At 73.2% G+C, this 25,358-nt stretch carries 18 protein-coding genes; 12 read left to right on the top strand and 6 right to left on the bottom strand.

The window, feature by feature from the left end; genetic code table 11:
* Positions 1 to 29 precede the first annotated feature (29 nt).
* From recC to recD, 3 genes are read left to right on the top strand one after another with little or no spacing between them, the layout of a single operon-like run.
* Entirely contained in the window at positions 30 to 3,368 is a 3,339-nt protein-coding gene (recC, locus tag AC1DYZ_RS14340; protein WP_477065859.1) for an exodeoxyribonuclease V subunit gamma, read from the top strand.
* A complete protein-coding gene (locus AC1DYZ_RS14345; RefSeq protein WP_477065860.1) occupies positions 3,365 to 6,658 on the top strand; it encodes a UvrD-helicase domain-containing protein in 3,294 nt (1,097 codons plus the stop codon). The genes recC and AC1DYZ_RS14345 overlap by 4 nt, the downstream gene beginning before the upstream one ends.
* Positions 6,655 to 8,352 carry an exodeoxyribonuclease V subunit alpha gene (recD, locus tag AC1DYZ_RS14350; RefSeq protein ID WP_477065861.1) on the top strand — a complete coding sequence of 566 codons (1,698 nt, stop codon included), beginning with the start codon at positions 6,655 to 6,657 and terminating at the stop codon, positions 8,350 to 8,352. The genes AC1DYZ_RS14345 and recD overlap by 4 nt, the downstream gene beginning before the upstream one ends.
* A gap of 1 nt (position 8,353) precedes the next feature.
* Here the strand turns inward: recD and AC1DYZ_RS14355 are convergent, their stop codons facing one another.
* Complete coding sequence (locus AC1DYZ_RS14355; protein WP_477065862.1) at positions 8,354 to 9,271, bottom strand: hypothetical protein; 918 nt, start codon at positions 9,269 to 9,271, stop codon at positions 8,354 to 8,356.
* 388 nt (positions 9,272 to 9,659) lie between these two features.
* Here AC1DYZ_RS14355 and AC1DYZ_RS14360 point away from each other — a divergent pair, with 388 nt between their 5' ends.
* Genes AC1DYZ_RS14360 through AC1DYZ_RS14385 form a run of 6 tightly spaced genes read left to right on the top strand, consistent with a single transcriptional unit; the run spans position 9,660 to position 14,741 of the window.
* Positions 9,660 to 10,190 carry an RNA polymerase sigma factor gene (locus tag AC1DYZ_RS14360; protein WP_477065863.1) on the top strand — a complete coding sequence of 177 codons (531 nt, stop codon included), beginning with the start codon at positions 9,660 to 9,662 and terminating at the stop codon, positions 10,188 to 10,190.
* Positions 10,187 to 11,035, top strand: coding sequence for a zf-HC2 domain-containing protein (locus tag AC1DYZ_RS14365; protein ID WP_477065864.1), 849 nt, complete (start codon positions 10,187 to 10,189; stop codon positions 11,033 to 11,035). The genes AC1DYZ_RS14360 and AC1DYZ_RS14365 overlap by 4 nt, the downstream gene beginning before the upstream one ends.
* Positions 11,032 to 11,919: an ATP-binding cassette domain-containing protein gene (locus tag AC1DYZ_RS14370; protein WP_477065865.1), complete on the top strand. Its 888-nt coding sequence runs from the start codon at positions 11,032 to 11,034 to the stop codon at positions 11,917 to 11,919. The genes AC1DYZ_RS14365 and AC1DYZ_RS14370 overlap by 4 nt, the downstream gene beginning before the upstream one ends.
* Complete coding sequence (locus tag AC1DYZ_RS14375) at positions 11,910 to 12,875, top strand: hypothetical protein (protein ID WP_477065866.1); 966 nt, start codon at positions 11,910 to 11,912, stop codon at positions 12,873 to 12,875. Before AC1DYZ_RS14370 ends, AC1DYZ_RS14375 begins: the two co-directional genes overlap by 10 nt.
* 1 nt (position 12,876) lies before the next feature.
* Entirely contained in the window at positions 12,877 to 13,470 is a 594-nt protein-coding gene (locus tag AC1DYZ_RS14380; RefSeq protein ID WP_477065867.1) for a hypothetical protein, read from the top strand.
* A gap of 11 nt (positions 13,471 to 13,481) precedes the next feature.
* Positions 13,482 to 14,741: a low temperature requirement protein A gene (locus AC1DYZ_RS14385; protein ID WP_477065868.1), complete on the top strand. Its 1,260-nt coding sequence runs from the start codon at positions 13,482 to 13,484 to the stop codon at positions 14,739 to 14,741.
* Here the strand turns inward: AC1DYZ_RS14385 and AC1DYZ_RS14390 are convergent.
* The 3 genes from AC1DYZ_RS14390 to AC1DYZ_RS14400 all read right to left on the bottom strand — a co-directional run bounded on the left by AC1DYZ_RS14390 (position 14,734) and on the right by AC1DYZ_RS14400 (position 19,006).
* Complete coding sequence (locus AC1DYZ_RS14390; RefSeq protein WP_477065869.1) at positions 14,734 to 16,152, bottom strand: GH1 family beta-glucosidase; 1,419 nt, start codon at positions 16,150 to 16,152, stop codon at positions 14,734 to 14,736. The genes AC1DYZ_RS14385 and AC1DYZ_RS14390 overlap by 8 nt on opposite strands.
* A gap of 20 nt (positions 16,153 to 16,172) precedes the next feature.
* Positions 16,173 to 17,429 (bottom strand): MFS transporter, encoded by a 1,257-nt coding sequence (locus AC1DYZ_RS14395; protein ID WP_477065870.1) that lies wholly within the window; start codon positions 17,427 to 17,429, stop codon positions 16,173 to 16,175.
* 107 nt (positions 17,430 to 17,536) lie between these two features.
* Positions 17,537 to 19,006 (bottom strand): amino acid permease, encoded by a 1,470-nt coding sequence (locus AC1DYZ_RS14400; protein WP_477065871.1) that lies wholly within the window; start codon positions 19,004 to 19,006, stop codon positions 17,537 to 17,539.
* An 83-nt stretch (positions 19,007 to 19,089) separates the two neighbouring features.
* On the opposite strand from AC1DYZ_RS14400, the gene AC1DYZ_RS14405 reads away from it, so the two are divergent.
* Positions 19,090 to 20,790 carry a phospholipase D family protein gene (locus tag AC1DYZ_RS14405; protein ID WP_477065872.1) on the top strand — a complete coding sequence of 567 codons (1,701 nt, stop codon included), beginning with the start codon at positions 19,090 to 19,092 and terminating at the stop codon, positions 20,788 to 20,790.
* Positions 20,791 to 20,797: 7 nt separating this feature from the next.
* Here the strand turns inward: AC1DYZ_RS14405 and AC1DYZ_RS14410 are convergent, their stop codons facing one another.
* Entirely contained in the window at positions 20,798 to 21,694 is an 897-nt protein-coding gene (locus AC1DYZ_RS14410) for an SDR family oxidoreductase (RefSeq protein ID WP_477065873.1), read from the bottom strand.
* A gap of 96 nt (positions 21,695 to 21,790) precedes the next feature.
* On the opposite strand from AC1DYZ_RS14410, the gene AC1DYZ_RS14415 reads away from it, so the two are divergent.
* On the top strand, positions 21,791 to 22,255 hold the full coding sequence (locus AC1DYZ_RS14415; RefSeq protein WP_477065874.1) for a phage tail protein: 465 nt from the start codon (positions 21,791 to 21,793) through the stop codon (positions 22,253 to 22,255).
* Positions 22,256 to 22,377: 122 nt separating this feature from the next.
* Positions 22,378 to 23,475, top strand: a complete 1,098-nt coding sequence (locus AC1DYZ_RS14420; protein WP_477065875.1) for a ScyD/ScyE family protein — start codon at positions 22,378 to 22,380, stop codon at positions 23,473 to 23,475.
* A gap of 47 nt (positions 23,476 to 23,522) precedes the next feature.
* Here AC1DYZ_RS14420 and AC1DYZ_RS14425 read toward each other — a convergent pair whose 3' ends face one another.
* The gene (locus AC1DYZ_RS14425; protein ID WP_477065876.1) at positions 23,523 to 25,352 is read right to left on the bottom strand and encodes a family 43 glycosylhydrolase; all 1,830 of its coding nucleotides are present in this window, start codon (positions 25,350 to 25,352) and stop codon (positions 23,523 to 23,525) included.
* Positions 25,353 to 25,358 lie beyond the last annotated feature (6 nt).

Here is a 25,358-nt window from a genome sequence, read left to right on the forward strand (position 1 = left end):
TCGGCTCGCGCCGTGGCTAGAGTGCCCGTGTGAGCTCGGAGGCTTCGACGACTACGGGCTCCGGCCTGCGTGTGCACGTCGCCGAGCGCACGGACGTCCTCGTCGCCGCCCTCGCTGACGTGCTCGCCAGCACTCCCGCCGACCCCTTCACGCCGGACATCGTCTCGGTGCCGACACGGGGCGTCGAGCGGTGGGTCGCCCAGCGGCTGTCCCACCGGCTCGGCGTCGGCACGGCGCCGGACGGCATCTGCGCGAACGTCCTGTTCCCCTCGCCGCGACGGCTCGTCGGCGAGGTCCTCGCCGGCACCCTCGGCCTCGACGGCGACGACGACCCATGGAGCCGCGACCGGCTCGCGTGGCACGTGCTGGCGACGATCGACGACAACCTCGGCGCGGACTGGCTCGGCACGGTGAGTCGCTACCTCGGCGCGAACGACGACGAGGTCCGCCGCAGCCGCCGTTTCCGGCTGGCGCAGCGCGTGGCGCGACTGTTCGGCACCTACGACGCGCAACGCCCGGCGATGCTGCGGGACTGGGCGGCGGGTCGCGACGAGGACGGCGGCGGGGCCCCGCTGCCGGACGACCTGCGCTGGCAGCCGCACCTCTGGCGCACCGTGCGGGAGTCCGTCGGCGTGCCGGCACCCGCCGAGCGCCTGGGCGAGGCCGTCGCGCAGCTGGTCGCCGACCCGTCGTCGGTGGACCTGCCCGGCCGCCTGTCGCTCTTCGGAGCGACCGCGCTGCCCGACGCGCACCTCCGGGTGCTCGACGCCCTTGCGGCGCACCGCGAGGTCCACCTGTGGCTTCCGCAACCGTCGACGGTGCTCTGGAGTCGCCTGCAGGTCACGCCAGGACCCCGGCGCAGGAGCGCGGCGCCCACCCCGGCGACCCACCCGATGCTCGCCTCGATGGCGAACGACGCCACCGAGCTCGCGACGCGCGTCCTGCAGCTCGCGCCCGAGGTCACCGTCCTCGCGTCCGCGCCGCACCCGCCGACCGCGCTCGGCGCCCTGCAGGCCAGGATCGCCGCCGACCGCGCGGACGGCCCGCGGCACGTCGCCGCGCCCGCCGACAGGTCGGTCCAGGTGCACGCCTGCCACGGCCGCTCACGCCAGGTCGAGGTGCTCCGCGAGGTCGTCGTCGGCCTGCTCGCCGACGACGACACCCTCGAGCCGCGCGACGTCATCGTCATGTGCCCGGACGTCGAGGCGTTCGCGCCGCTGGTCGAGGCCGCGTTCGGTCCGGCGGCGGGCGTCGACGACGGCGCCCCCGAGCACCCGGGCCGCACGCTGCGCGTCCGCATCGCCGACCGTGCACCGCGGAGCGCCAACCCGGTGCTGGCCGTCGTCGCGACCCTGCTGGAGCTCGCCGACTCGCGCGTCGGGGCGTCGGCCGTGGTCGACCTCGCCGGCCAGGCGCCCGTGCGCCGGAGGTTCGGGTTCGACGACGAGGAGCTCGACCGCGTGCGGGCGTGGGCGCTGGAGTCGGGGGTGCGCTGGGGCGAGGACGTGTCCCGGCGCGAGCGCTACCAGCTGGGCGGCCTCGCGCAGGGCACCTGGGCGACCGCGCTCGACCGGCTGCTGCTCGGGGTCGCGATGGCCGAGGAGGACCAGCGCTTCGTCGGCACGGTCCTGCCCGTCGACGACGTCGGCTCGACCGACGTCGACCTGGTCGGGCGGCTGGCGGAGTTCGTCGACCGGCTCACCGCGACGCTCAGCGAGCTCGACGGAGCGCGGCCCGCGACGGACTGGTTCGCCACGCTCGACCGTGCCATCCGCCTGCTCACCGACGTCGCGCCCGCCGACCGCTGGCAGCAGGCCGAGGCCGCCCGGGCGATCGACGCCGTGCGGGCCGCGAGCACCACGCTCCGGCTCGCGGACGTCGTCGCGCTGCTCGAGCCGCACCTGGCGGGCCGCCCGACGCGGTCGGGCTTCCGGACGGGCGCGCTCACCGTGTGCTCGCTCGCGCCGATGCGGGCCGTGCCGCACCGGGTGGTCGCGCTGCTCGGGATGGACGACGCCTCGTTCCCCCGCGGGTCCGGCCGCGACGGCGACGACATCCTGGCGCGCGACCCGCTCGTCGGCGAGCGCGACGCCCGGCAGGAGGACCGGCAGCTCTTCCTCGACGCGGTGACCAGCGCCCGGCAGCACCTCGTCGTCGTGTACTCGGGTGCCGACGAGCGCACCGGCGCGACCCGGCCGCCCGCGGTGCCGGTCGGCGAGCTGCTCGACGCGCTCGACGCGGCGGTCACCTATCCCGAGGGCGCGACCGCGCGGGACCAGGTCGTGCACCACCCGCTGCAGACCGTCGACGAGCGCAACTTCGTGCCGGGGCGGCTCGGGCGGACCGAGCCGTTCTCCTTCGACGTGCTCGACCTGGCCGCGGCGCTGACGAAGCGGACAAGCAGACCGCCGGCGTCCGCACAGAAGCTCGCGCCGCCCGAGAGCGACGTGCTCGACCTCGAGGACCTGGCGTCGACGCTCGAGCATCCCGTCCGCGCGTTCATCCGCCGCCGGCTCGGCGCGACCCTGCCGGGCGACGAGCCTCAGCTCGAGGACCGACTCCCCCTCGAGCTGGACGGCCTGGAGCGGTGGGCCATCGGCGACCGCCTGCTGCAGGCGGCGCTCGACGGCGTCGACCTCGCCGACGCCGCCGCGGCCGAGCGCCGCCGGGGTCACATGCCGCCGGGCACACTCGGCAGCGCGACCCTGCAGTCCGTCCAGACGCAGGTCGAGCCGCTGCTGGCCGCCTCGCACCGGTACCTGACAGAGCCCGCCGTGAGCATCGACGTCACGATCCCGCTGGACGACGGGCGCACGCTCACGGGCACGGTCAACGGGGTGCACGGCGCCGTCCTGGTCCGCACGGTGTTCTCGCGCCTGGGGGCCAAGCACCGCCTGCGCGCCTGGGTCCAGCTGCTGGCGCTCGCGGCCGCGTTCCCCGACCGCGAGTTCTCTGCGGTGACGATCGGCCGCGGCCAGGTCAGCTCGTCGCGCGTCGCCCGGCTCTCGACGCCCGGGCACCCGCGAGCGGCCCTGCAACGCCTGGTCACCATCCATGACGAGGCGATGTGCAGCCCGCTCCCCCTGCCGCTGGCCACGAGCCTCGCGTACGCGCACCCGCGCACCGGCGGTGGCGACGAGGCCGACGCGCTGGCCAGCGCCCGCAAGGAGCTCGGCACCGCGGAGGACGCGACGAACGGCCGCGGCGGCTTCGAGGCCGTCGACGACTACCACCTGCTCGCGTTCGGCGACCCGGTCACGTTCGACCGGCTGCTCGTCGAGAAGGCCACGGGCGCGGAGAGCACGCGGTTCGGCGCGCTGTCCATGGCGCTCTGGGCCGACCTCATCGCGCACGAGGAGGTCGGATGACCGTGCCGTTCGACGTGTGCGGACCGCTGCCCGTGGGCACGGTCGTGCTCGAGGCGAGCGCCGGCACGGGCAAGACCACGACGATCGCGTCGCTGGCTGTCCGGTACGTCGCCGAGGGCGTCGCAAAGCTCCCCGAGCTGATGCTCGTGACGTTCGGCCGGCTCGCCACCTCCGAGCTGCGCGAGCGCGTCCGCGAGCGCCTGGTCGTCGTCGAGCGCGCGCTCCGGAACAACGCCGTCGATCCGACCGATCCGGTGATCGCGCTGCTCGCGAGCACGGACCGCGCCGCACGGGCCCAGCGGCTGACGGAAGCCCTGGCGGAGTTCGACGCGGCGACCATCACCACGACGCACGGCTTCTGCCAGCAGATGCTCGCGTCGCTGGGCACGCTCGGGGACGTCGAGCCCGACGCGCGGCTGGTCCCGGACATCGCCTCGCTCGAGGCCGAGGTGGTCGACGACCTGTACCTGCGCAAGTACGCGTCGAGCCCGAAGCCGACGTTGACGGTGAAGGACGCCCGCACGATCGCGCACGAGGCGATCAGCGACGCCGCCGCGACGCTGGAACCGGCGGACGGTACCGACGCCAGGGCGCGAGACTCCTTCGGCCTCGCGACCGCCGCTCGCCGCGAGCTCGTGCGACGCAAGCGCGCGCTGCGCGTGCTCGACTACGACGACCTGCTGCTCCTGCTGCGCGACGCGCTCACGGACCCGTCCACCGGACCGGCCGCCGCGGAACGCGTCCGCTCCCGCTACCGCATCGTCATGGTCGACGAGTTCCAGGACACCGACCCCGTCCAGTGGGACATCCTGCGCACGGCGTTCCACGGGCACCGGACCCTCGTGCTCATCGGCGACCCGAAGCAGGCGATCTACCGGTTCCGCGGCGCCGACGTCGCGACCTACCTTCGCGCCCGCGCGGTCGCGACGACGCAGACGCTGCACCGCAACTGGCGCGCCGACCCGGCCGTGCTCGACGGCCTCGCCCCGATCCTGTCCGGAACCGCCCTGGGCGACGCCCGCATCGTCGTCCACCCGATCGAGCCCGCCCGGACGGGCCGGCGGCTGCGGGGAGGTCCGGCCGTCCGGCTGCGGCAGGTGACGCGGCCGGCGCTGGGAGCCCCCGGCGACGCGCCGCCGCCCGTCGGCAAGGTCCGCGAGCTCATCTACGCCGACGTCGCCGCCCAGGTGCTGCGCACGCTCGCGGAGGAACAGATCGACGACGACGGCTGGCGCGCCGTCGAGCCCGGCGACATCGCCGTGCTCACGCGCGTCAACCGCGACGCCGTCGCCGTGCAGCGCGCGCTCGCGTCCGCCGGCATCCCGGCCGTCATCTCGATGCTCTCCAGCGTCTTCGCGACGCCGTCCGCCCGCGACTGGCTCGTCCTGCTCTCGGCGCTCGCGCGGCCTGGTGTCGGCGGGTTCGTGTCGGCGGCCGCGCTCACGCCGTTCGTCGGCTGGACGGCGAACGAGCTGGCGGAGGCCTCCGACGAGCGCCGCGACCAGCTCTCGGACCTGCTGCGCACGTGGTCGCGCGTGCTCGACGACCACGGCGTGGCGTCCCTGCTCGAGGCGACCGCCGCCGCCGGCCTGCGAGAACGACTGGTGCGCCTGCCCGACGGCGAGCGTCGGCTCACCGACGTCCGGCACGTCGGCGAGGCCCTGCACGCCGCCGCGACGGACGACGGGCTCGGCGCGGCCGCGCTGCTCGAGTGGCTGCGCGCCCGCGTCGACGAGGCCGGGCAGGACTACGCCGAGGAGCGCAGCCGCCGCCTCGAGACAGACACGGCGGCCGTGCAGGTCATCACCGTGCACGCGAGCAAGGGGCTGCAGTTCCCCGTCGTGCTCGTGCCGTTCCTCTGGGACAAGTTCACGCCGTCGACCCCCGCGACCGTGGGCTACGACCGCGAGGACGTCCGCCTGCTGCACGTCGGCGGCAAGGGCAGCCCGGGGTACGACGAGGCGCGCGCGGCCGGTGCCGCCGCCGACGACGGCGAGGGTCTGCGGCTCGCGTACGTCGCGCTCACGCGCGCCACCAGCCAGGTGGTCGCGTGGTGGGCGCCGTCGGCGAACTCGCCCCGCGGCGCCCTCACCCGGCTCCTGCTCAGCGCGCGCGACGCCGACGGCCACCCGGCCGACCTGGTGAAGACGACGTCCGACGCCCGCACGACGGACGCGCTGCGGGCGCTGACGTCCGACGCGCTCGAGCTGGAGGTGGTGACGTCGGCGGCCGCGATCGTCCCGTGGGCTCCGCCGACGACCCCGGCCGTGGACCTGCGCGCCGCGAGGCTGGGCCGACGACCGGACGTCGCCTGGCGCCGGACCTCGTACTCGGCGCTGACGGCGACGGCCCACGAGACAGGGCGAGTCGGGTCGGAGCCCGAGTCGCCGGGCGTCGAGGACGAGCCGGAGGTCGTCGGCGGCACCACGGACAGCGGCCATGCCGCCGCGCGCGACCTGCCCTCGCCGATGGCCGACCTCCCGTCGGGCACGACCTTCGGCACGTTCGCGCACCGGGTGCTCGAGCTGGTCGACACGAGCGCGCCGGACCTGGCCGCCGAGCTCACCGCACGCTGTGCGGAGGCGAGCACGGGCGTGCTCCTCGCCGCCGACCCCGCCGCGATGGCGTCGGCGCTGCTCCCGTCGCTCCACACCCCGCTCGGTCCCCTGGCCGGCGACCTGACCCTCGCCGCGATCGGCCCGCGGGACCGCCTCGCCGAGCTCGAGTTCGAGCTGCCGCTGGCCGGCGGCGACGCCGGTCCTCGTCGCGGCGCGAAGACGATCCGCGACGTCGCCGGCCTGCTGCGCACCCACCTTCCCGCCGACGACCCGTTCGCCCCCTACGCCGACCGCCTCGACGACGAGTCGCTGGCCACCGCCCGCCTGCGCGGCTACCTCACCGGCTCCATCGACGCCGTCCTGCGGGTGCCCGCGGACGTGCCGGGCGGCCACCGGTACCTCGTCGCCGACTACAAGACCAACCGCCTGGGCACGTTCGACGAGCCCCTGACGCTCTGGCACTACCGCCCCGCGTCGACGCTCGCCGCGATGATGGACGCCCACTACCCGCTGCAGCTCCTGCTGTACTCGGCAGCCCTGCACCGCTACCTGCGCTGGCGCCTGCCGTCCTACGACCCGGCCGAGCACCTCGGCGGGGGCCTCTACCTGTTCCTGCGCGGGATGGCCGGCCCGGCGACGCCGACCGAGACCGGCGTCCCGTTCGGTGTCGTGTCGTGGAGGCCCCCGGCCGCGCTCGTCGTCGCCCTCTCCGACCTGCTGGCGGGCTCATGACCGTCGCCGACGACCCGTACGCCGCGAGCGTCCCGTGGCGCGTGACCGGGCTGCTCGCCGGGTACGGCGAGACCCTCACGGCCGCCGACGTGCACGTCGCGCGACGCCTCGGCGCGATCGGCGGCGAGGACGACGAGCGCGTCCTGCTCGCCGCCGCCCTGGCCGTGGAGGCGCTGCGCAGCGGCTCGGTGTGCGTGACGCTCGACGAGCTTCCGGATGCGCCCGACGGCTGGCACGAGGCGGTCCGCCGCAGCCCGCTCGTCGCCGACGGACCGGACGGCCCCGCCGACCGCCCGCTGCGCTGGGTGGACGGCCGCATCTACCTCGACCGCTACTGGCGCGACGAGCAGGTCGTCCGCAGAGCGATGCACGAGCGCCTCGCCCGACCGGCCGTCGCCGACGCCGTCGCTCTGGACGCGGCCGTCGACCGCCTCTACCCGTCGCCCACCGACGACGCGCAGCGCGAGGCCCTCCGCACGGCCGCGACCTCGCACCTCACGGTCCTCACCGGCGGCCCGGGTACGGGCAAGACCACGACGGTCGCGCGCCTGGTCGCCGCCCTGCAGGCCGCCGCCGGCCCCGGCCTGCGCGTGGCACTCGCGGCCCCGACAGGCAAGGCCGCCGCCCGCCTGCAGGAGTCGGTCAACGCGGAGGTCGCCCAGCTCGGCGCAGAAGACGCCGTCGGCCCGCTGCGGGCGACGACCGTCCACCGCCTGCTCGGCTGGCGCCCGGGCACGACCACCCGCTTCCGGCACGACCGCCTGCGGAGGCTCCCGCACGACGTCGTCGTGATCGACGAGTCCTCGATGGTGTCCCTGTCGCTGATGGCCCGCCTGGTCGAGGCGCTGCGCCCGACGGCCCGCCTCGTGCTCGTCGGCGACCCGGACCAGCTGGCCAGCGTCGAGGCCGGCGCGGTGCTCGGCGACCTCGTCGCGGCGCTCCCCCGCGGCGTCGTCCGGCTCACCCACGCGCACCGCTACGGCCCGGCCCTCGCGGCGCTGGCCGAGGCGGTCCGGCTCGGCGACGCCGACAGCACGCTCGCGCTGCTGCGCTCCGGCGACGAGCACCGCTCCCTGGTCGAGCCGGCCGACGACCGGCTCTCCGCGCACGACGTCGCCGGCCTGCGGGACGACGTCGAGACCAGCGGCCACGCCCTTGTCGAGGCGGCCCGCTCGGGCGACGCCGCCGCGGCACTCCGGGCGCTCGGCACCCACCGGCTCCTGCTCGCCCACCGCGAGGGCCCGTTCGGCGTCGCCCACTGGGCCGCGACGGCAGAGTCGTGGATCGGCGCACACCAGGGCCAGTGGCCGCTCGGCCGCCCACTCCTGGTCACCGAGAACGACCGCGCCAGCGGCCTCTACAACGGCGACACCGGCGTGGTGATCTCCGACGGGCTCGGCGGCGTCGTGGTCGCGTTCGGTGAGCCCGACGACCCCCGCCTGGTCCGCCCCTACCGGCTGCCCGCCGTCCAACCCGTGCACGCGATGACCGTGCATCGCGGCCAGGGCAGCCAGTTCGCGCGCGTGACGCTCCTGCTGCCGCCTGTCGACTCCCCGCTGCTCACCCGCGAGCTGCTCTACACGGCCGTCACCCGCGCCCGCGAGCACGTGCGCGTCATCGGCACCGAGGCCGCCATCCGCGCGGCCGTCGACCGACCCGTCCGACGAGCGAGCGGCCTGCGCGAGCCGCGCTGACCTACGTCGCGTCCTTCGTCGCCAACAGGTCCCCCGCGCTCTTGTCGGCGAACGCTGTGAGCGCCTGCTGGGCGGAGCCGAACAGGACCGCGAGCGCGAGCAGCTGGGGCACACCGTCCGCCTTCGTGGCCGCGACAAGACCTCCGGCCACAAACATCACCCCGACGACCGAGAGCAGCGGACCGATCGCGAGCTTCAGGAGCCCCTGCTGGATCGGCAGCCGGTACGGCAGCCCACCCGAGCGTGCGCGGATCGTCGTCGGGATCGCCGTGATGAACGCACCGAGCGAGCCCGCGAGCATGACGAAGGCAAGGAGCATCCACGGCGTGCCGGTGAAGTCCGCCGGTGCCGGGACCAACCAGATGGCTGGCACGCGCCACTGCACGACGAGCAGTGCCGCGGTGGACGCCATGGTCAGGATCGTGATCCCGAGCATCCCGTTGCGCAGGCGGCGTGCGGCCTCGTGGAACTCGTTGGACGCCTCGTGCGACCTCTCGAGCAGGTCACGCACCCCGCTGCGGAACTCGCCGAGGTCCTTGGGTGCGACGCGCGACCATCGCACCGCCTGGCCGATCGACTGGTCGTCCTTCGGCAGGTACCGCTTCGCGTCCGCGACCATCCCGTCGATGCTGCCCTTGAGGTCCTTCCCCGACCGGTACCTGACGAGGGCTCGCTCCACCCCGTGCAGGGTCTGCCAGACGGCCTCGATCCGGGCGCCCGTCACCCACTCACGAAGCCCCTGCGCGTGCCTGCGGCTCTCCTGGTTGCCACGTCCGATCAGCATCCGGTCGACGTCCAGGAGATCGCTGCGGAGCATGTCGGCGACCTCCTGCGGGATGTCGCCCTTGAGCTCCTCGATCTGCCGCAGCAGCTCGCGACGGCGCGCCTCAGGCTGTGCCTGCCAGGAGGCGAGTCCCATGAACGTGGGCGGCGGCGCTGCCGGCGCACCCCTGGCTCGCCCCGGGCCTGACGCTGTCCTCGGGCCGGGCGGGTAGGTCTGCAGGTCCGCCGAGGTGTGCGTGACCGAGAGCCCGTTCCTGAAGTGGTGCCGGGTATCCGTCGCATTCGACATCGTGAAGTCCCCCACGTCCCGCGTGCCCAGCCGCATGCTCCTGATGTGGTCAGGACCCGCCGGGCGGGCTGTCGGATACATGTCCCGCCGCAGAGCAGGACAAGACGCCTGAGCGAGCGGCCTGCGCGAGCACCGTTGAGCCGACCTGGGCCGCCGGTCTAGCGTGATCGGTGCTGCTCAGCGCACATCTCGATCCCGAGCGAACAGTCCGGGGGGCCGGCGGATACAAGTGGCTGTGGACGACAACCTCGAGCGCACCGACCGTGACCTGCTGGTCGCGATCGTCGAACGCGACCGGGCGGCGCTGCGGGACCTCTACGACCGGCACGCACCATGGCTCCGGCTGCGCCTCGGCCGGCGCTGCGCGGACGGCGGGCTCGTCGAGGAGGTCGTCCAGGACGTCTTCGTCGCCGTCTGGAGAAAGCCCGCCGCGTACACCGGCAGCGGCGTCGTCGAGGCCTGGCTGTGGGGCATCGCCATCCGCCGGCTGCTCGCGTCGCTGCGCCCCCGACGCCCCTTCCCCACCGCCGTCCTGCCCGACGTCAGCCAACCGTCCGCCGAGGACGTGCTGCTGCTGGGCGTGCAGCACGGCGACGTCGGGACTGCGCTGAACAAGCTCTCCCCCGATCTGCGCGCGGTCATGACCGCCGTCGTCCTGGACGGCCTGTCGAGCAGCGAGGCCGCGCGCCTGCTCGGCATCCCGGCGGGAACCGTCCGCACCCGCATGCTCCGCGCCCGCACCCAGCTCCGGGAGGCCCTCTCATGACCTGGCACATCGACCCCGGCCTGCTCACCGCCTACATCGACGACGAGCTCGACTACGCGCGCAACGCCTCGGTCGAGGCGCACCTCACCGGGTGCGGGACGTGCCAGTCCGACCTGCGCCTCGCCGTCTCCGAGGTGCCCGCGCTCGCCGACCGGCACGCGGACTCGTGGGAGCGGCTGACCGACCAGGTCGACCAACCCCGGCTCGCCTGGCTCGAGCGCGCCCTCGTGCGCTGCGGCGTCAGCGAGGCCACGGCCCGGGTCATCGCGGCGTCGGAGCTGACGGCACGAGCGTGGGTCGCGGGCTTCGCGGTCCTGGTCGTCGCGATCCTGTTCTCGATGATCGCCTCCGAGGCGATCGGCGTCGCGACGTTCCTCCTGCTCGTTCCCGTGCTGCCCGTTCCCGCGGTGGCGCTCGCCTACGGCGCCCGGGGCGAACCCGCGTACGAGCTGGCCGTCGTCGCGCCGTACTCGTCGTCCCGGCGGCTCCTGCTCCGCACGCTGACCGCGCTGGCCGTCTCGCTCCCCGTCGCCGCCGTCCTGTCCCTGGCCGTCCCGGAGGTCCAGCCCGTGCTCTGGCTTCTCCCTGCCGTGGCACTGACCTTGCTCACCCTGGCCGCCATCACTTTTGTCCGCCCGCTGTATGCGGCGGCCGGTGTGGCCGCGGCCTGGCTGCTGGTGAACCTGGCGGCCCTGCCGGGTGCGCGAGGAAGCATCGATCGTCTGCTCGACCTGCTCCCCCAGGCCCGGGGTGGTGGCCAGGTGCTCCTGGTGGCCCTCTGTGCCGTGGCCGCAGCCCTGACCGTCGCCCGTCGTGCTCGCTTCGAGAGGATCACCCCCGCATGACTCCGACCATCGCCGTCACCGGCGTCTCCAAGTCCTTCCGCCGTACCCCCGTCCTCGACTCCGTCTCGTTCGAGGCCGGCCCCGGGATCACCGGTGTGCTCGGGCCCAACGGTGCCGGCAAGACGACCCTGCTGAGGATCCTGGCCACCGCGCTCGCGCCGGACTCGGGCTCCATCCGCCTGCTGGGGCACGACGCCTCGACCGCGGAGGGGCGACTGGCCATCCGACGCGGGCTCGGGTACCTGCCCCAGGAGCCGGGTCACTACCGGACGTTCACCGCGTACGACTTCGTCGACTACATCGCGGTGCTCAAGGAGATCACCTCCACCTCGGAGCGACGCCGCGAGGTCCGTCGCGTGCTCGCCGCCGTCGGGCTGGAGGACCAGATGCACAAGCGGATGGGCGCCCTCTCCGGTGGGATGCGCCGCCGGGTGGCGTTCGCCCAGGCACTGCTGGGCAGCCCGGAGCTGCTGGTGCTCGACGAGCCGACGGTCGGTCTGGACCCGGTCCAGCGCTTGCGGTTCCGCGAGGTGGTCAGCGACGCGGCGCGGAACCGGTGCGTCGTCCTGTCGACCCACCTCACCGAGGACATCCAGGCCGTCTGCTCGCGCGTGGTCGTCGTCGACCGCGGCCGGGTCCGCTTCGAGGGCGAACCGTCGGCCCTGGCCGCGCACGCCGCCGGCCGGGTGTGGAGGTCGGACTCTCCCGAGCCACGCGCGGTGCTCTCCTGGGTCACCGCCGACGGGTCGTACCGACACATCGGCGAACCACCCACCGGCGCGACCTTGAGCGCCCCGACGCTCGAGGACGGCTACCTGGTGCTCACCGGACAGGTCCCGGGCGAGGGCCCGATCGAGGAGATCGAGGTGCTGACATGGCACTGACCGCGCAGACCGACGCACCGGTCGACCGGCTGGTCGGCCGGGCCACCGTGACCGCGCTGGCGCGCCTCGAGGCGGGGCGGCTGGTGCGGCACCCCGTGCTGATCCTGGGCGTCCTGCTCCTGCTCGTCCAGGAGACCACCCTGCTGTGGGACGTTCCCGCCAACAGGTGGGCGAACGACGCGTACTCCACGATCGCCACCTGGGGCTTCCTGCTCGGCGCGACGTTCATCGTCGCCAACCTCGCGGCGCTGCGCGACCGTGAGGAGACGACGGCCGAGACGTTCCGGGCAGTCGCACCCACGGAGCGCGACCGGACCGTGGCCCTGATGCTCGCCGGGCTCGTCCCGGTCGTGCTCGCCGCCGTCGTCTCCGTCTACATCGCGGTGCTCGTCGTCCGGGTCGGCGGCCTCCCCGTCGGGGAGGCGCGCGGGACAGGCTTCTTCCGACTGAGCTTCGCCGAGATCGCGGACCCCGTCGCGCGGACGGCGGCGGCCTTCGCCGCGGGCGTCGCGACCGCGAAGATCGCCCGGTCCCGCACGCTCGGCGTGGTGATCGGCGTCCTCGGCTCGTTCTTCCTCGTCGAGGGGTTCTGGCTCTGGGCATGGTTCCCAGCGGTGTTCCTCACGCCCGTCGCTCTCGCACCCCGGATGACCGAGGACCTCGGGACGTTCCCGTCGCGCGAGGTGCTGCAGCAGACGCCTCTTCTCGACCTGCCGGACTCGTACGACCCGAACTTCCACGCCGTCGCGATGGAGGTGGGACGCGTCGGCTGGCACGCGGTCTTCCTGGTCGGGATGACGATGCTCTTCGCCGGCGTGGCCCTCGCGCGCTCGTCGGGGACGCGGTGGCACCCGCTGCGCCTCATCATCGGCGGCGCCGTCGTCGCAGCCCTCGGCTTCGCGATGCAGGTCTGGGCCACCCACCAGTCGTTCGCCTGGTTCCAGGTCGTCGGCTGACGTGGCCGGCACCCTCTCCGCGGCCGTGCGCATGCCCGGCTGGACGTTTGCGCTGGCCCTCGACGCGGTCGCCGCCGTGGGCGGGTACGCCATCGTGCGCTGGGGCCCTCCAGGGGTGGTCGGGCTCGCCCTCACGGCGGCCGCCGTCCTGATCGCCACCGCCACCGCGTCGCTGGCCGATGACGCGGTCGTCGACCTCACCTGCACGTCGCCGCTCACTCTGCGCCGGCGGACGATCGCGCGACTGACCCTCGGCCTGCTGGCCGCCATGGCCGCCGGCGTCGCGGTCTTCGCGGGCCTCATCGGCACGGTTCCCCGCGAGGCACTCGGCGACCCGGTGTCGTCGATGATCCTCGTCGTGGCACTGGGCACCGCCATCGGGGTCGCCGCCGCGAGGATCCGCCCCGACATCCCCGCCGCGATCCCCGCTGCCGTGCTCCTGGTCGCCGGGGAGCTCTGCGCCCAGCAGCTCCCGCTGCCGGCGGGCGGGCTCGTCTTCGACGACTCCTGGACCCGCACGGCCGGGGCGGTCGTCCTGGCCGCCGCGGTGGTGGTGGTGATGACGCGCGATCGAGCCGCGGCCCGCCCCTGGTGAGCAGTGGCACGATGAGTGCCGTGCCGGACGAGAGCCCGCGAGCGTCGGGGCATCGCCTCGCGCGGATGACGGGGCGCGACCCCGGCGCGAGCCACCGGGCCGCCTCCCCGCTGGAGCTCCTCTTCGACCTCACGTTCGTGCTCGCCTTCGGGCAGGCGGCCGACGAGCTGGCCCACCTCGTCGCCGCCGGCCACGCGGCCCCCGCCGTCCTGGGCTTCGTGTTCGCCATCGGCGCCGCCTGCTGGGCCTGGGTCAACTTCTCCTGGTTCGCGTCGGCCTACGACACCGACGACTGGCTGTTCCGGGTCACGACCCTCGTCCAGATGATCGGCGTCGTCGTCTTCGCTCTCGGGCTCCCGGCGATGTTCGAGTCGCTGGAGGTCGGGGGCAGCGTCGAGGGCGGCGTGCTGGTGGCCGGCTACGTGATCATGCGGGTGGCGATGATCGCCCAGTGGCTCCGCGTGGCGGTCCAGGATCCCTCCCGCCGCAGCACCGCCCTCGCCTACGCCGTGCTCGTGGGGATCGCGCAGCTCGCGTGGATCGCGCTGGCGGTCGCCCACCAGTCCGCGCTGGTCTTCTTCGTCTGCGCCGCGCTGCTCTTCGTGCTCGAGGCCGCGAGCCCTGTGATCGCCGAGCGCCGGACGTCGGGCACCCCGTGGAACCCGCGGCACCTTGCCGAGCGCTACGGCCTGCTCGCGATCATCGCGCTCGGCGAGGGGATCTTCGGCACCGTCGCCGCTGTGTCCGGGCTCGTGGACCAGCAGGGCTGGAGCACCGAGGCCGTGCTCGTCGTCGTGGCGGGGGTCGGGATCACGTTCGGCCTCTGGTGGACCTACTTCATCGTGCCATCCGGGGACATCCTCGCCCGGCATCGCGAGCGTTCGACCGTCTGGGGCTACGGCCAGATCGTCATCCTCGGCGCCATCGCGGCCATCGGCGGCGGGCTGCACGTCGCCGCCGAGGTGATCGAGGGGCACGCCGCGATCGGCGTCGCCGGCGCGATCGCCGCCGTGTCGGTGCCGGCGCTGGTGTTCTCCGTGACCCTGTTCGCGCTGAACGTCTACCTGGTGCGCGAGGTCGACGCCGTCATGGCCGGCCTCGTGGCGGGGTGCGTCGCGATCCTGGTCGCCGCGATCGGGCTCGCCGCCGCGGGAGCGCCGATCGGCGTGTGCCTGGTCGTCATGACGCTCGCGCCCGCGGTGGTGGTCGTCGGCTACGAGACCGTCGGGTACCGCCACGAGGCCGCAGCGCTGAAGCGCGCGCTCACGTAGCAGGCGTGGACGCTCGGTTCGACCCCGCGACCTGCGCCGCGATCACCTCGCGGTACCAGTGCCACGAGTCCTTGCGGGTCCGCTCGAGGGTGTCGAAGTCGACGTGCACGAGCCCGAACCGTTCGCGGTAGCCCGCCGCCCACTCGAAGTTGTCGAGCGCCGACCACACGTAGTAGCCGCGCACGTCCACGCCGGCCGCGATCGCGTCGCCGACCGCGCGCAGGTGGGCGTCGAGGAACCGGATGCGGCGCTCGTCGTGCACGGCGCCGTCGTCGGTCCGCACGTCGTGGAACGACGCCCCCGACTCGGTGACGATGACGGGCGGCAGGTTGGGGTAGCGCTCGTGCAGAGTGCCGAGGATGTCGGTGAGGGCGGTCGGCACGATCGACCAACCGAAGTCGGTCCGCTCGACGCCCTCGATCGGCACGGGCGCGAACGGCAGCCCCTCGGGGATGTCGACCTCGAGCACCCCCGCGTAGTCCTGCCCCGCGCGCGGGGCCTCGATCATCGTCGGCTCGTAGTAGTTGACGCCGTACACGTCCAGCGGCGCCGAGATCACCGCGAGGTCGTCCGCGAGCTGCTGCTCGGACATGCCCGTGCCCAGCAGGATCCCCCCGGAGACCTCGTCGGCCGGGTACTCCCCCCGCAGGACGGGGTCCGCGAACGTCCAGTTGGTGAGGACCGAGAAGGCCTCGGCCGCGGCCAGGTCGGCGGGGTCGTCCGTCGCGGGCAGGACGGGGAAGTGCTGGTTCACCACCCCGACGTTCCGCGCCGCCGCGGCCCGGAGCCGTTGCACGGCGAGCCCGTGCCCGAGCAGCTGGTGGTGCGCGGCCGGGAGCGCACCGAGGCCCAGCCCCAGGCCGGGCGCGTGGTCGGTGAGCCCGTACCCGTAGAGCGTGTGCACGCTCATCTCGTTGAGCGTGAACCAGTCGGCGACGCGGTCGCCGAGCCGGGCGACCACGACGTCGACGTAGTCGGCGAACGCGTGCGCGGTGCTGCGCGCCATCCAGCCGCCCTCGTCCTGCAGCGGCTGCGGCAGGTCCCAGTGGAACAGCGTCGGCACGGGCCGGACGCCGCGCGCGAGCAGGGCGTCGACGAGCCGGTCGTAGAAGTCGAGACCCTTCGCGTTGACCTCGCCTGTTCCCGCGGGCACGATGCGCGGCCAGGCGATCGAGAACCGGTAGTCCTGCACCCTGAGGTCCGCGATGTCCCCGACGTCCTCGAGGTAGCGGTGGTAGTGGTCGGTCGCCACCGCGGGGGTGTCACCGCCGGCGATGGTCCCCGGGCGTGCCGCGAAGGAGTCCCAGATGCTGGGGCCCTTGCCGTCCTCGTCGGCCGCCCCCTCGATCTGGGCCGCGGCGGTGGCGACCCCGAAGCGGAAGCCGGCGGGCAGGATCGGGTGGCTGGTCATGGGGGTCCCGTCTGTGGAGGTCATCGGATGCCGCGCAAGCCGGGCACGCACAGCAGCGCCGCGACGCACACCACCGCCGCCACGAGGTAGAGGCCGGTGTAGCCGCCGAGGTGGAGCACGATCGGCGCGGCGACCACCGGCGCGAGCGCCTGGGGCAGCGCGCTCGCGATGTTGCCGATGCCGAGCATCGCGCCGTGGGTCTCGCCGCTCGGCATGCCGGCGGTGAGCACCGCGAGGTCGACGCTGATGTACAGGCCCCACCCGATCCCGACCAGCCCGGCCGCGCCCAGCACCACGGGCAGCTCGGGGACGACTGCCATGAGCACGGAACCGGCGGCGAGCACGATGGTGGCGCCGACGATGAAGGGCACCCGACGCCCCCACCGGTCCGAGAGCGTGCCCGCGACGCCCGCGGTGGCCGCCGCGACGACCACGACCAGCAGCGTGACGACGAGCACCCAGTTGCCGGGGTCGGACTCCCCCACCTCGTCGGAGAGGTAGAAGTACAGGTAGAGCAGCACGAGGGCGTTCACGAAGTTGAGGAGGAACCGGATCGTCCACGCCCAGACGAACAGCCGGGTCGGGCGCAGACCGCGCCAGAAGGCGACCGCCGCGGGCTGCGGCGTGGGCGCGTCGCCCGTCCGCGTCGACGGTTCGCGGTGCACGAGGAGGAACGCGGCGACGAGCGCCGGCACGGCGACGGCGATCGCGTAGTAGCCGAGGCGCCCCTCGCCCGCGACGACGGCGATCGCGGTGCCGAGCACGACGCCGACGGTCTGGGCGATGCCGAACAGCGCCCCGACGAGCCCGCGCTGGTCGGGCGGGACACGGTCGGCGATCGTCGCGGCGAGCGCCGCGAACGGCCCGTTGAGCCCGATCTGGATGGCGACCCAGCCGCCGATCATCACCGGGAGGGTGTCGCCGGAGCCGAGGATGACCAGCCCGACGACGCCGATGGCCGTGCCGGCGACGATGGTGGGGCGGCGGCGCCCCCAGCGTGAGCGGGTGCGGTCGGAGATGCCACCCCACAGGGGGTTCGCGATCATCGAGGCGACCGCGCCGGTCGCGGTCACGATCGCGAGGATCGCCTCCTTGCCGCCGAGCCCGAGGTCCTCGAGCCGGGCTGCCTGCGCCGGCAGCAGGATCTGGATCGGGCCGAACCAGCCGGCCGCGACACCCACGGCCGCCAGCGAGAACGCGACGATCCAGCGCGCCCGGACGCGGACGGTCGGCGTCGTCGGGTCGTCGAGGACGGGGGTCTCGGGTACCGCCGTCACGGTCGTGCAGCACGCATCGTTGCGCTCCTGGGCAGGTTCTGGCCGCGAATTGAACAACCGACCAACTCAGGCGGTGGGCGAAACCCTAGGAGCGCGACCCGGTGGCGTCAAGGAACGGGCTGCTGCTCCGTCTTCGCCAGCCGCGAGCGCCGCATCGAGTACCCGAAGTACACGATGAAGCCCAGCACCAGCCACACCACGAACCGCAACCAGGTCTCGACCGACAGGTTGAGCATCAGGTACAGGCAGATCGCGGCGGACAGCAGCGGCAGCACCGGCATCCACGGCACCCTGAACGAGCGAGGCAGGTCCGGACGTTTGCGGCGCAGGACCAGCACGCCGACGCTGACCAGCACGAACGCGCTCAGGGTGCCGATGTTGACCATCTCCTCGAGCACCCCGACGGGCGTCAGGCCGGCGACCAGCGCGACGATCACCGTCACGGCGGCGGTGATCACGTACGGCGTGCGGAACGTCGGGTGCACCTTGGCCAGTCCGGCGGGCAGCAGGTGATCGCGGCTCATCGCGAAGATCACCCGGCTCCCGCCGATCATGAGGGTGAGCACGACGGTCGTCAGGCCGGCGACGGCGCCCGCGGAGATGACCGTCGCCATCCAGTCCTCGCCGTGCGCGGTGAACGCGTTGGCGAGAGCGGCCTCCGGGTCGAGCTTGTCGTAGCTCACCATCCCGGTCACGACGATGGAGACGGCGCAGTACAGGATCGTGCAGATGATGAGGGATCCGAGGATCCCGATGGGCAGGTCCCGCTGCGGGTTGCGGGTCTCCTCGGCCGTCGTCGCGACGACGTCGAACCCGATGAAGGCGAAGAAGACCAGCGCCGCACCGGCCACGACCCCGCCCCAACCGAACGTGGTGGGCTCCAGCCCGGCGATCGCCTGCAGCAGCGGCTGCGTCAGTCCTGTCGTCGTCTCGGTGGCCTGCGCGGGCGGGATGAACGGGCTGTAGTTCTCCGTGGAGATGAACTGGATGCCGGCGATGATGACGAACAGCACGACGAACAGCTTGAGCGCGACGAGCACGAGGTTGACCCGCAACGACTCCTTGATCCCGATGGTGATGAGCACCCCCAGCACGACGACCAGCAGGATCGACGGGACGTCGACGACACCGCCGTAAGCGATCTGGTCAGGGATCGCGAAGCCGAGATTCTCGAGCAGCACCCCCAGGTACGCGCTCCAGCCCTGCGCGACGACGCTGGCGCCGAGGAACATCTCGAGGATGAGGTCCCACCCGATGATCCAGGCGAAGATCTCGCCGAGGGACGAGTAGCTGAACGTGTACGCCGACCCCGAGACCGGGACGGTCGAGGCGAACTCGGCGTAGCACATTGCCGCGAGCGCGCAGCAGATCGCCGCGATGACGAACGACAGGACGATCCCCGGCCCCGCGACGTCGTGCGCCGCCCGCCCGGTGAGCGTGAAGATGCCGGCGCCGATGACCACCCCGACGCCGAACACGATCAGGTCGAGCGCGCTCAGTGAGCGCTTGAGCTTGAACTCCGGCTCCTCGGCGTCCGCCATGGACAGCTCGACGGGCTTCGTGCGCAGCACGCTCATGACCGGGTCCCCCGACGTCGCCCGAATGATCTGGAAAGTCTGGCGGAACCTGGGAGGTCGCGCACGGTGGGCCGTGCCCGTGCGTGGCCGCGACCCGCCACCTGTGCGAGTTTGGTCCCGTGCACCGCTTCGCACTCCTGGGGCTTCGACCCAGGTCACACCGGCGTCGAACACTGTCCGGGGTCCGCCTGCCGGCGATCGCCGGAGGGCGGAGCGAGCTGGGGTGGTTCCTCACCGGGGAGCAGCGCGGCAACGACGCGACGCGGATCCGGCCGTGGACCGAGGGCAACGCGGTGCGCCCGCTCGTCCACGGCTCCACGTACTTCGCTGGTCTTGCCGACGCGCTGGCGCGGGCGGGCGACGGGGACCTCGTGCTCTTCAGCGACTGGCGCGGGGATCCGGACGAGCGGCTGACGCACGACGGCGAGACCGTCGCACAGGCGCTCGCCTCGGCCGTGCGCCGGGGCGCGCTGGTCAAAGGACTGATCTGGCGCTCGCACCTCGACGGGCTGCGGTTCTCGAACCAGGAGAACCGCAACCTGTCCGAGAGCGTCAACGACGCCGGCGGCGAGGTCCTGCTCGACCAGCGCGTCCGCGCCGTCGGCAGCCACCACCAGAAGTTCGTGGTCATCCGGCACCCGGGGCGCCCGGCGGACGACACGGCCTTCCTCGGCGGGATCGACCTGGCGCACGCCCGGCGGGACGACGCCGACCACCGCGGCGATCCCCAGGGCCAGGCGTTCGCCCACCAGTACGGGCCGCGGCCGCCGTGGCACGACGTCCAGGTCGAGATCCGCGGCCCGGCCGTCCGCGACGTCGAGGACGTCTTCCGCGAGCGGTGGGAGGACCCCGCCGCACTCTCCCGGCTGCCGTGGGAGGTCGTGCCCGACGTGCTGCACCGAGAGGACCGGAAGCCCAGCCGGCTCCCGCCGGCGGCACCCCCACCGCCGGATGCCGGCACCTGCGCCGTCCAGCTGTTGCGCACCTACCCGCACCGCCAACCCGGGTACCCGTTCGCGCCGGACGGCGAACGGAGCGCCGCCCGGGGGTACGCCAAGGCGCTGCGGCGCGCCCGGCGCCTCGTGTACGTCGAGGACCAGTACCTGTGGTCGGCCGATGTGGCCAAGGTCTTCGCTGCCGCCCTGCGCCGCGAGCCCGGGCTGCACCTCATCGCGGTCGTCCCCCGGTATCCCGACCAGGACGGAAAGCTGAGCCTGCCCCCGGTGCGCCTCGGCCACGCGCGGGCCCTGCAGATCGTGCGCGCCGCGGGTGGCGACCGCGTCCAGGTGCTCGACGTCGAGAACCGTGAGGGCACACCCGTCTACGTGCACGCGAAGGTCTGCGTGGTCGACGACGTGTGGGCCACGGTCGGCAGCGACAACCTCAACCGCCGGTCCTGGACCCACGACTCCGAGCTCACGGCGGCGGTCCTCGACCGGCGCCTGGACGGACGCGAGCCCCGCGATCCCGGGGGCCTGGGCGACGGCGCACGAGGCTTCGCCCGCGAGCTGCGGCTCGAGCTGTGGCGCGAGCACCTCGATCGCGACTCCGACGACGGGCTGATCGACCCCGCGGACGCGATCGAGGCCGTGCGGTCGAGCGCGGCCGCCCTGGACGCGTGGTACGCCGGCGGTCGGTCGGGCCCGCGTCCGCCCGGCCGCCTGCGGACGCACACGGTCGGGCCGCTGCCGCTGTGGCAGCGCCTGCTCGCGACCCCCGTCTACCACGCCATCGTGGACCCGGACGGCCGACCGACGCGGCTCCGGGTGCGCCAGGAGCACTGACCGCGCGTCAGGGCACGTTCGCCCCGCCGTTGACGTTGATGACCTCGCCCACCACGAAGCTCGACTCCGGCGAGGCGAGGAACACGTAGGCCGGCGCCTGCTCGACGGGCTGGCTCGTCCGGCCGAGCCAGGACGACTCGCCGAAGCCATTCAGCTTCTCCGTGGGTTGGCCGTCGGAGACCTGCAGCGGCGTCCACACCGGCCCGGGCGCCACGGCGTTCACGCGGATGCCACGGGGCGCGAGGTCGGCCGCGAGCGCCTTCGTGAAGCCGATGATKCCGAACTTGGTCGACGCGTAGTTGATGATCATCGGCGAGGGGTTGTAGCCCTGGACCGAGGTGCTGTTGATGATGGTCGCCCCCGGGCCCAGGTGCGGCAGCGCGTCGCGCGTGATCCAGAACATCGCGTACATGTTCGTCTGGATGGTTCGGTCCAGATCGGCCTCGTCCAGCTGGTCGAACGTCTGGTGGTAGACCTGGTGCGCCGCGTTGTTCACCAGGATGTCGAGTCCCCCGAGGCCCTCCACCGCCCCGGCGACCAGGGAGCGGCAGAACTCGCGGTCGCGGATGTCCCCGGGGAGCAGGACGGCCTTGCGACCTGCCGCGCGGACGTGGGCCGCGATGGCCTCCGCGTCGACCTGCTCCTCCGGCAGGTAGCTGAGGGCCACGTCCGCACCCTCACGCGCGAACGCGATGGCCACCGCTGCGCCGATGCCCGAGTCACCGCCGGTGATGAGCGCCTTGCGGCCGGGCAGACGACCGGTGCCGCGGTAGCTCGTCTCGCCGTGGTCGGCCTGCGGGTCGAGCGCCGCGTCGAGGCCCGGCACCGGCTGCCACGACGCATGCGGCCTGATGTGTGAGTGGCGCTCGACGGGGTTGTCGAACGTGAGCTGGTCGGGCGACATCGTGATCTCCTTCGCGCACGGCTCGGTCCTGCCCCGCGAAGATACCCGGCCCGGTCGATAGTCTCCCGGTGTCAGATCCACGCTGGGAGGGTTCACGTGCCGTACGTCGTCGACTTCACCGATGTCTCCACCACCGGCCTGGAGTCCTCGCCCGTCGCGGACGCTCTCGCCGGCCTGCGAGCCAACGAGGCGCGCTACTTCAAGAACAAGTTCGACCACGTCTTCACCGTCGACCCCGCCGCCGAGGCGGTCGAGACGGTGGACTGGGTGCACGGGATCCTCAAGGACGAGCGCGACCTGGTGATCTCGTCCCGCCCTCTCGAGGCGACGTCCGTCGTGGTCGACGGCACGCGGATGGCCTACGTGTTCTACGAGTCGGGCCTGTCCATCAACGTGATGTACGGCCTCGAGGACGGCAAGAAGCGCGCAGTCGGGTTCAAGCTGTCCGACGGCATGGAGGTTCCCGAGGAGCTCGCGTCACGCTTCAAGTTCGCGAGGCAGAAGTCCAAGCTGGCCGGCACGATCCGCGGCTCTTTCTTCGTGATCAAGGACGAGCACTGAGGCACCGCTGAACCACGCGCGTCAGCCGGCACCTCCTAGCGGGCACAGGGCGCACGCGCGTAACCTCGTTCGCGGTGTTATGGGGGATTTGTCCCGCTTGTTCGTGAAGATGGAGGAGATCAATGAGGATTCCTGCTCTCGTCGTCAGCGCCGCTGCTCTCCTGGTCCTCGGACCAGTCGCCGCCGCCAACGCGGCCCCGCCACCGCCCGGACCCACGACGCTCGCCGAGGGACTCGCCAGTCCGCTCCACGTGTCCGGGGGGCCAGGCAAGGACGTCACGGTCTCGGTCTCGCAGAAGTCCCAGTCCGAGCTCACCACGTTCGACAAGTGGTCGAGCACGACGGTCTACGAGACTACGGGCTGGGACGTCTCGGGCAGCGACTACCGAGGCAGCACCCTCTTCTTCCTGGAGAGCCAGGGAGCGGGTCCGGAGGACACCAGGCCCCTGGCCGGGTCGCTCAAGTCGATCCACGGGCGTGGGACGGTCAGCACCGTCACCGATCAGATCGGCGCCTACGAGACCGCGAACAACGCGGATGGCGGTGTGCACTACGGTCTCTCGGCCGCGGACGTCGCAGCCCACCCCGACTGCGTCGCGCAGCTCTCCACCCTCGGATTCCCCACCAGCTACACCGGTGAGGTCGACTCGCACCCCTACGCGCTGACGGTCGCGGGCAACGTGGCGTACGTCGCCGACGCGGGCATGAACGCCGTGCTCGCCGTGAACCTCACCACCGGCGCGATCCGGACGGTGGCGGTCCTGCCGCCGCGCCCGGCAGTCATCACCGCTGAGGCGGGTGCGGCCTTCGGCCTCGCCGCCTGCGTCGGGCTGACGTACACCTTCGAGCCGGTCCCGACCGACGTCGAGGTGGGACCGGACGGCTGGCTGTACGTGTCGTCGCTCCCGGGTGGACCGGAGGACGCGTCCCTCGGCGCTCGCGGTGCCGTGTTCCGGGTCGCCCCGGCGACCGGGCAGGCGCAGGTCTACGTCGAGAACGTGGTGACGCCGACCGGTCTCGCGTTCGACGGTCGCGGCAACCTGTACATCGCGTCGCTGTTCGGGGACGGCATCTTCAAGGTCCCCGCGGGGTCGCACACCCCCAGCCTCTTCCTCGGTGCGGGCCTTGCGGCCGACGTCGACGTCAGCGGGTCGACGCTCTACGCGACCACGAACGCCCTCGTGGAAGACGGCGGGAAGCTGATCTCCCTCAAGCTGTAGCCACGCAACACCGGCCGGGCCGCCGCGGCGGCCGGCCGGTGTGCGTCCTACGGCAGGAGGAGTCGGACCGCGAGGTTGGTGCGGTCGCTCGCGAGCGCCCACGTGCCGTCGTCGGTCGGCGCGAGCGTCCAGGCGCCGCACTCGGCGCCCTTCCGACCCGCCTCGACCAGCCGCAGGCCACCGGTCCCGCTGTCGGTCAGGCAGGCCGACCGGCCGTCCGCGCTGCTCACCGTGTACGTTGCGGTCCCGGCGACGGGATCGAGGTGCCAGGTCTGGCACCGCCGGTCGTCGCGAGGCTGGAACGCCACCGGGGTGCCGTGCGCCGGTCGCGCGGTGCAGACGTCTGCACCCAGGGTCTCCGTCGCGCTCGTCGGGCTCGCCAGCAGCACGTCGCCGACCGGCTCGAACCGGAACTGCTGGTCGGCACTCCCGGTCGGCGTGCTGATCGCGACGTTGCTGCCCGCCGCCGGGCCGCCCTGGACCGTCCAGACGCGGTGGCCGGGCAGGATGCTCGCGACCGTCGTCCATCCGTCGCCCGCCGACGAGAAGCTCCAGCGCTGGCAGTCGTTGTTCGGGAGGAAGCCGAGCCAGCCCCACTGCGCGACGTTGCCGCCGTCGACGTTCTGGCACGCGCCGACCTCGGCCACGTTGTTGCTGAACCGGTTGAGGATCCGTGTGCCGGACCCTCGGTCGGAGAGCTGCCACTGCTGGCACGCGTTGTCGAGGTCGGTCCAGAGCGCGATGTTCGCGCCCTCGTAGCCGCAGCCCGCGTTCTCGACGACGGCAGTGCCGCCTCGAGCGACCACCTGGACGTATGCGTCGCCGTGGCCGAGGGAGCGGCTCGGGTTGATCGGATCGCTGACCACCGGCCAACCGTCACGACCCCAGGTGAGGGTGCGGACGTTCAGTCGCGGCGCGCCACCGTCGGTCGCGTCGTAGTAGTGATTGACGACGTACCCGGTCTTCCCGTTCTTGTCCATGAGCAGGTCGGCTCCGCCGGCCCCCACGAACTCGTTGTAGCCGCGCATGACCTCGGTGCCACCCTTGCCGCCGAGCAGCGGCACCCCGTCGGCGTCGACGTAGGGGCCGGTGAGCTCCGTCGAGCGGCCGACGATCGTGCGGTAGTCGCTCTCCACGCTGCGGCAGCAGTAGTCCCACGACAGGAACAGGTAGTAGTAGCCGTCGTGCCACGCGATCGTCGAGTTCTCCTCGGCGTTGGGCGGGAAGGCGCGCTGCGCGATCTGGACCGGCTGGGCGCCGTCGACGGCCAGCCCGGTGGCGGCGTCGACCGGCACGAGGTGGATGCCGGAGAAGAACGAGCCGAACGAGAGCCACGTCGCCCCGTCGGCGTCCGTGACGATGTTCGGGTCGATCGCGTTGAAGGTGTCCACGCCCGGCTGCGAGCGGACCACCAGGCCGCGGTCCACCCACTGCGGGTCTGCCAGCGACGGGGAGGTCAGCAGTCCGATGACCGAGTTGTTGGTACCGAACTGCGAGACCGCGTAGTACAGCCGCCACTCGGTCCCCGACCAGCTCAGGTCAGGAGCCCACGCGTCCCGGGGAGCCTGCTCGGCGGAGACGCCCAGCGCCGAGAGCACCCAGGCCGGGAGCTCGGTCATCGCCGGGGCGAGGTCTTCCCAGTGGACCAGGTCGCGGGAGCGCTTGAACGGCAGGTACGTGTCGTCGAACGCCGCGTCCCCCGTGATGGCGACGTAGTACCAGCCCTTCTCCTTGACCATCGTCGGGTCGTGCGCGATGGGGTCGACCGGTCGTTCAGCACTGGCTGGCGGGGCGGCGGTCGCGGGCGATGCCGGACCGGCGAGCCCGACGAGGCTCGCGATCGCGAGCAGGGCGAGCCAGAGGGCGGTGCGCTTCATAGGAAT

This window comes from Cellulomonas sp. P1_C4 (assembly GCF_056406355.1).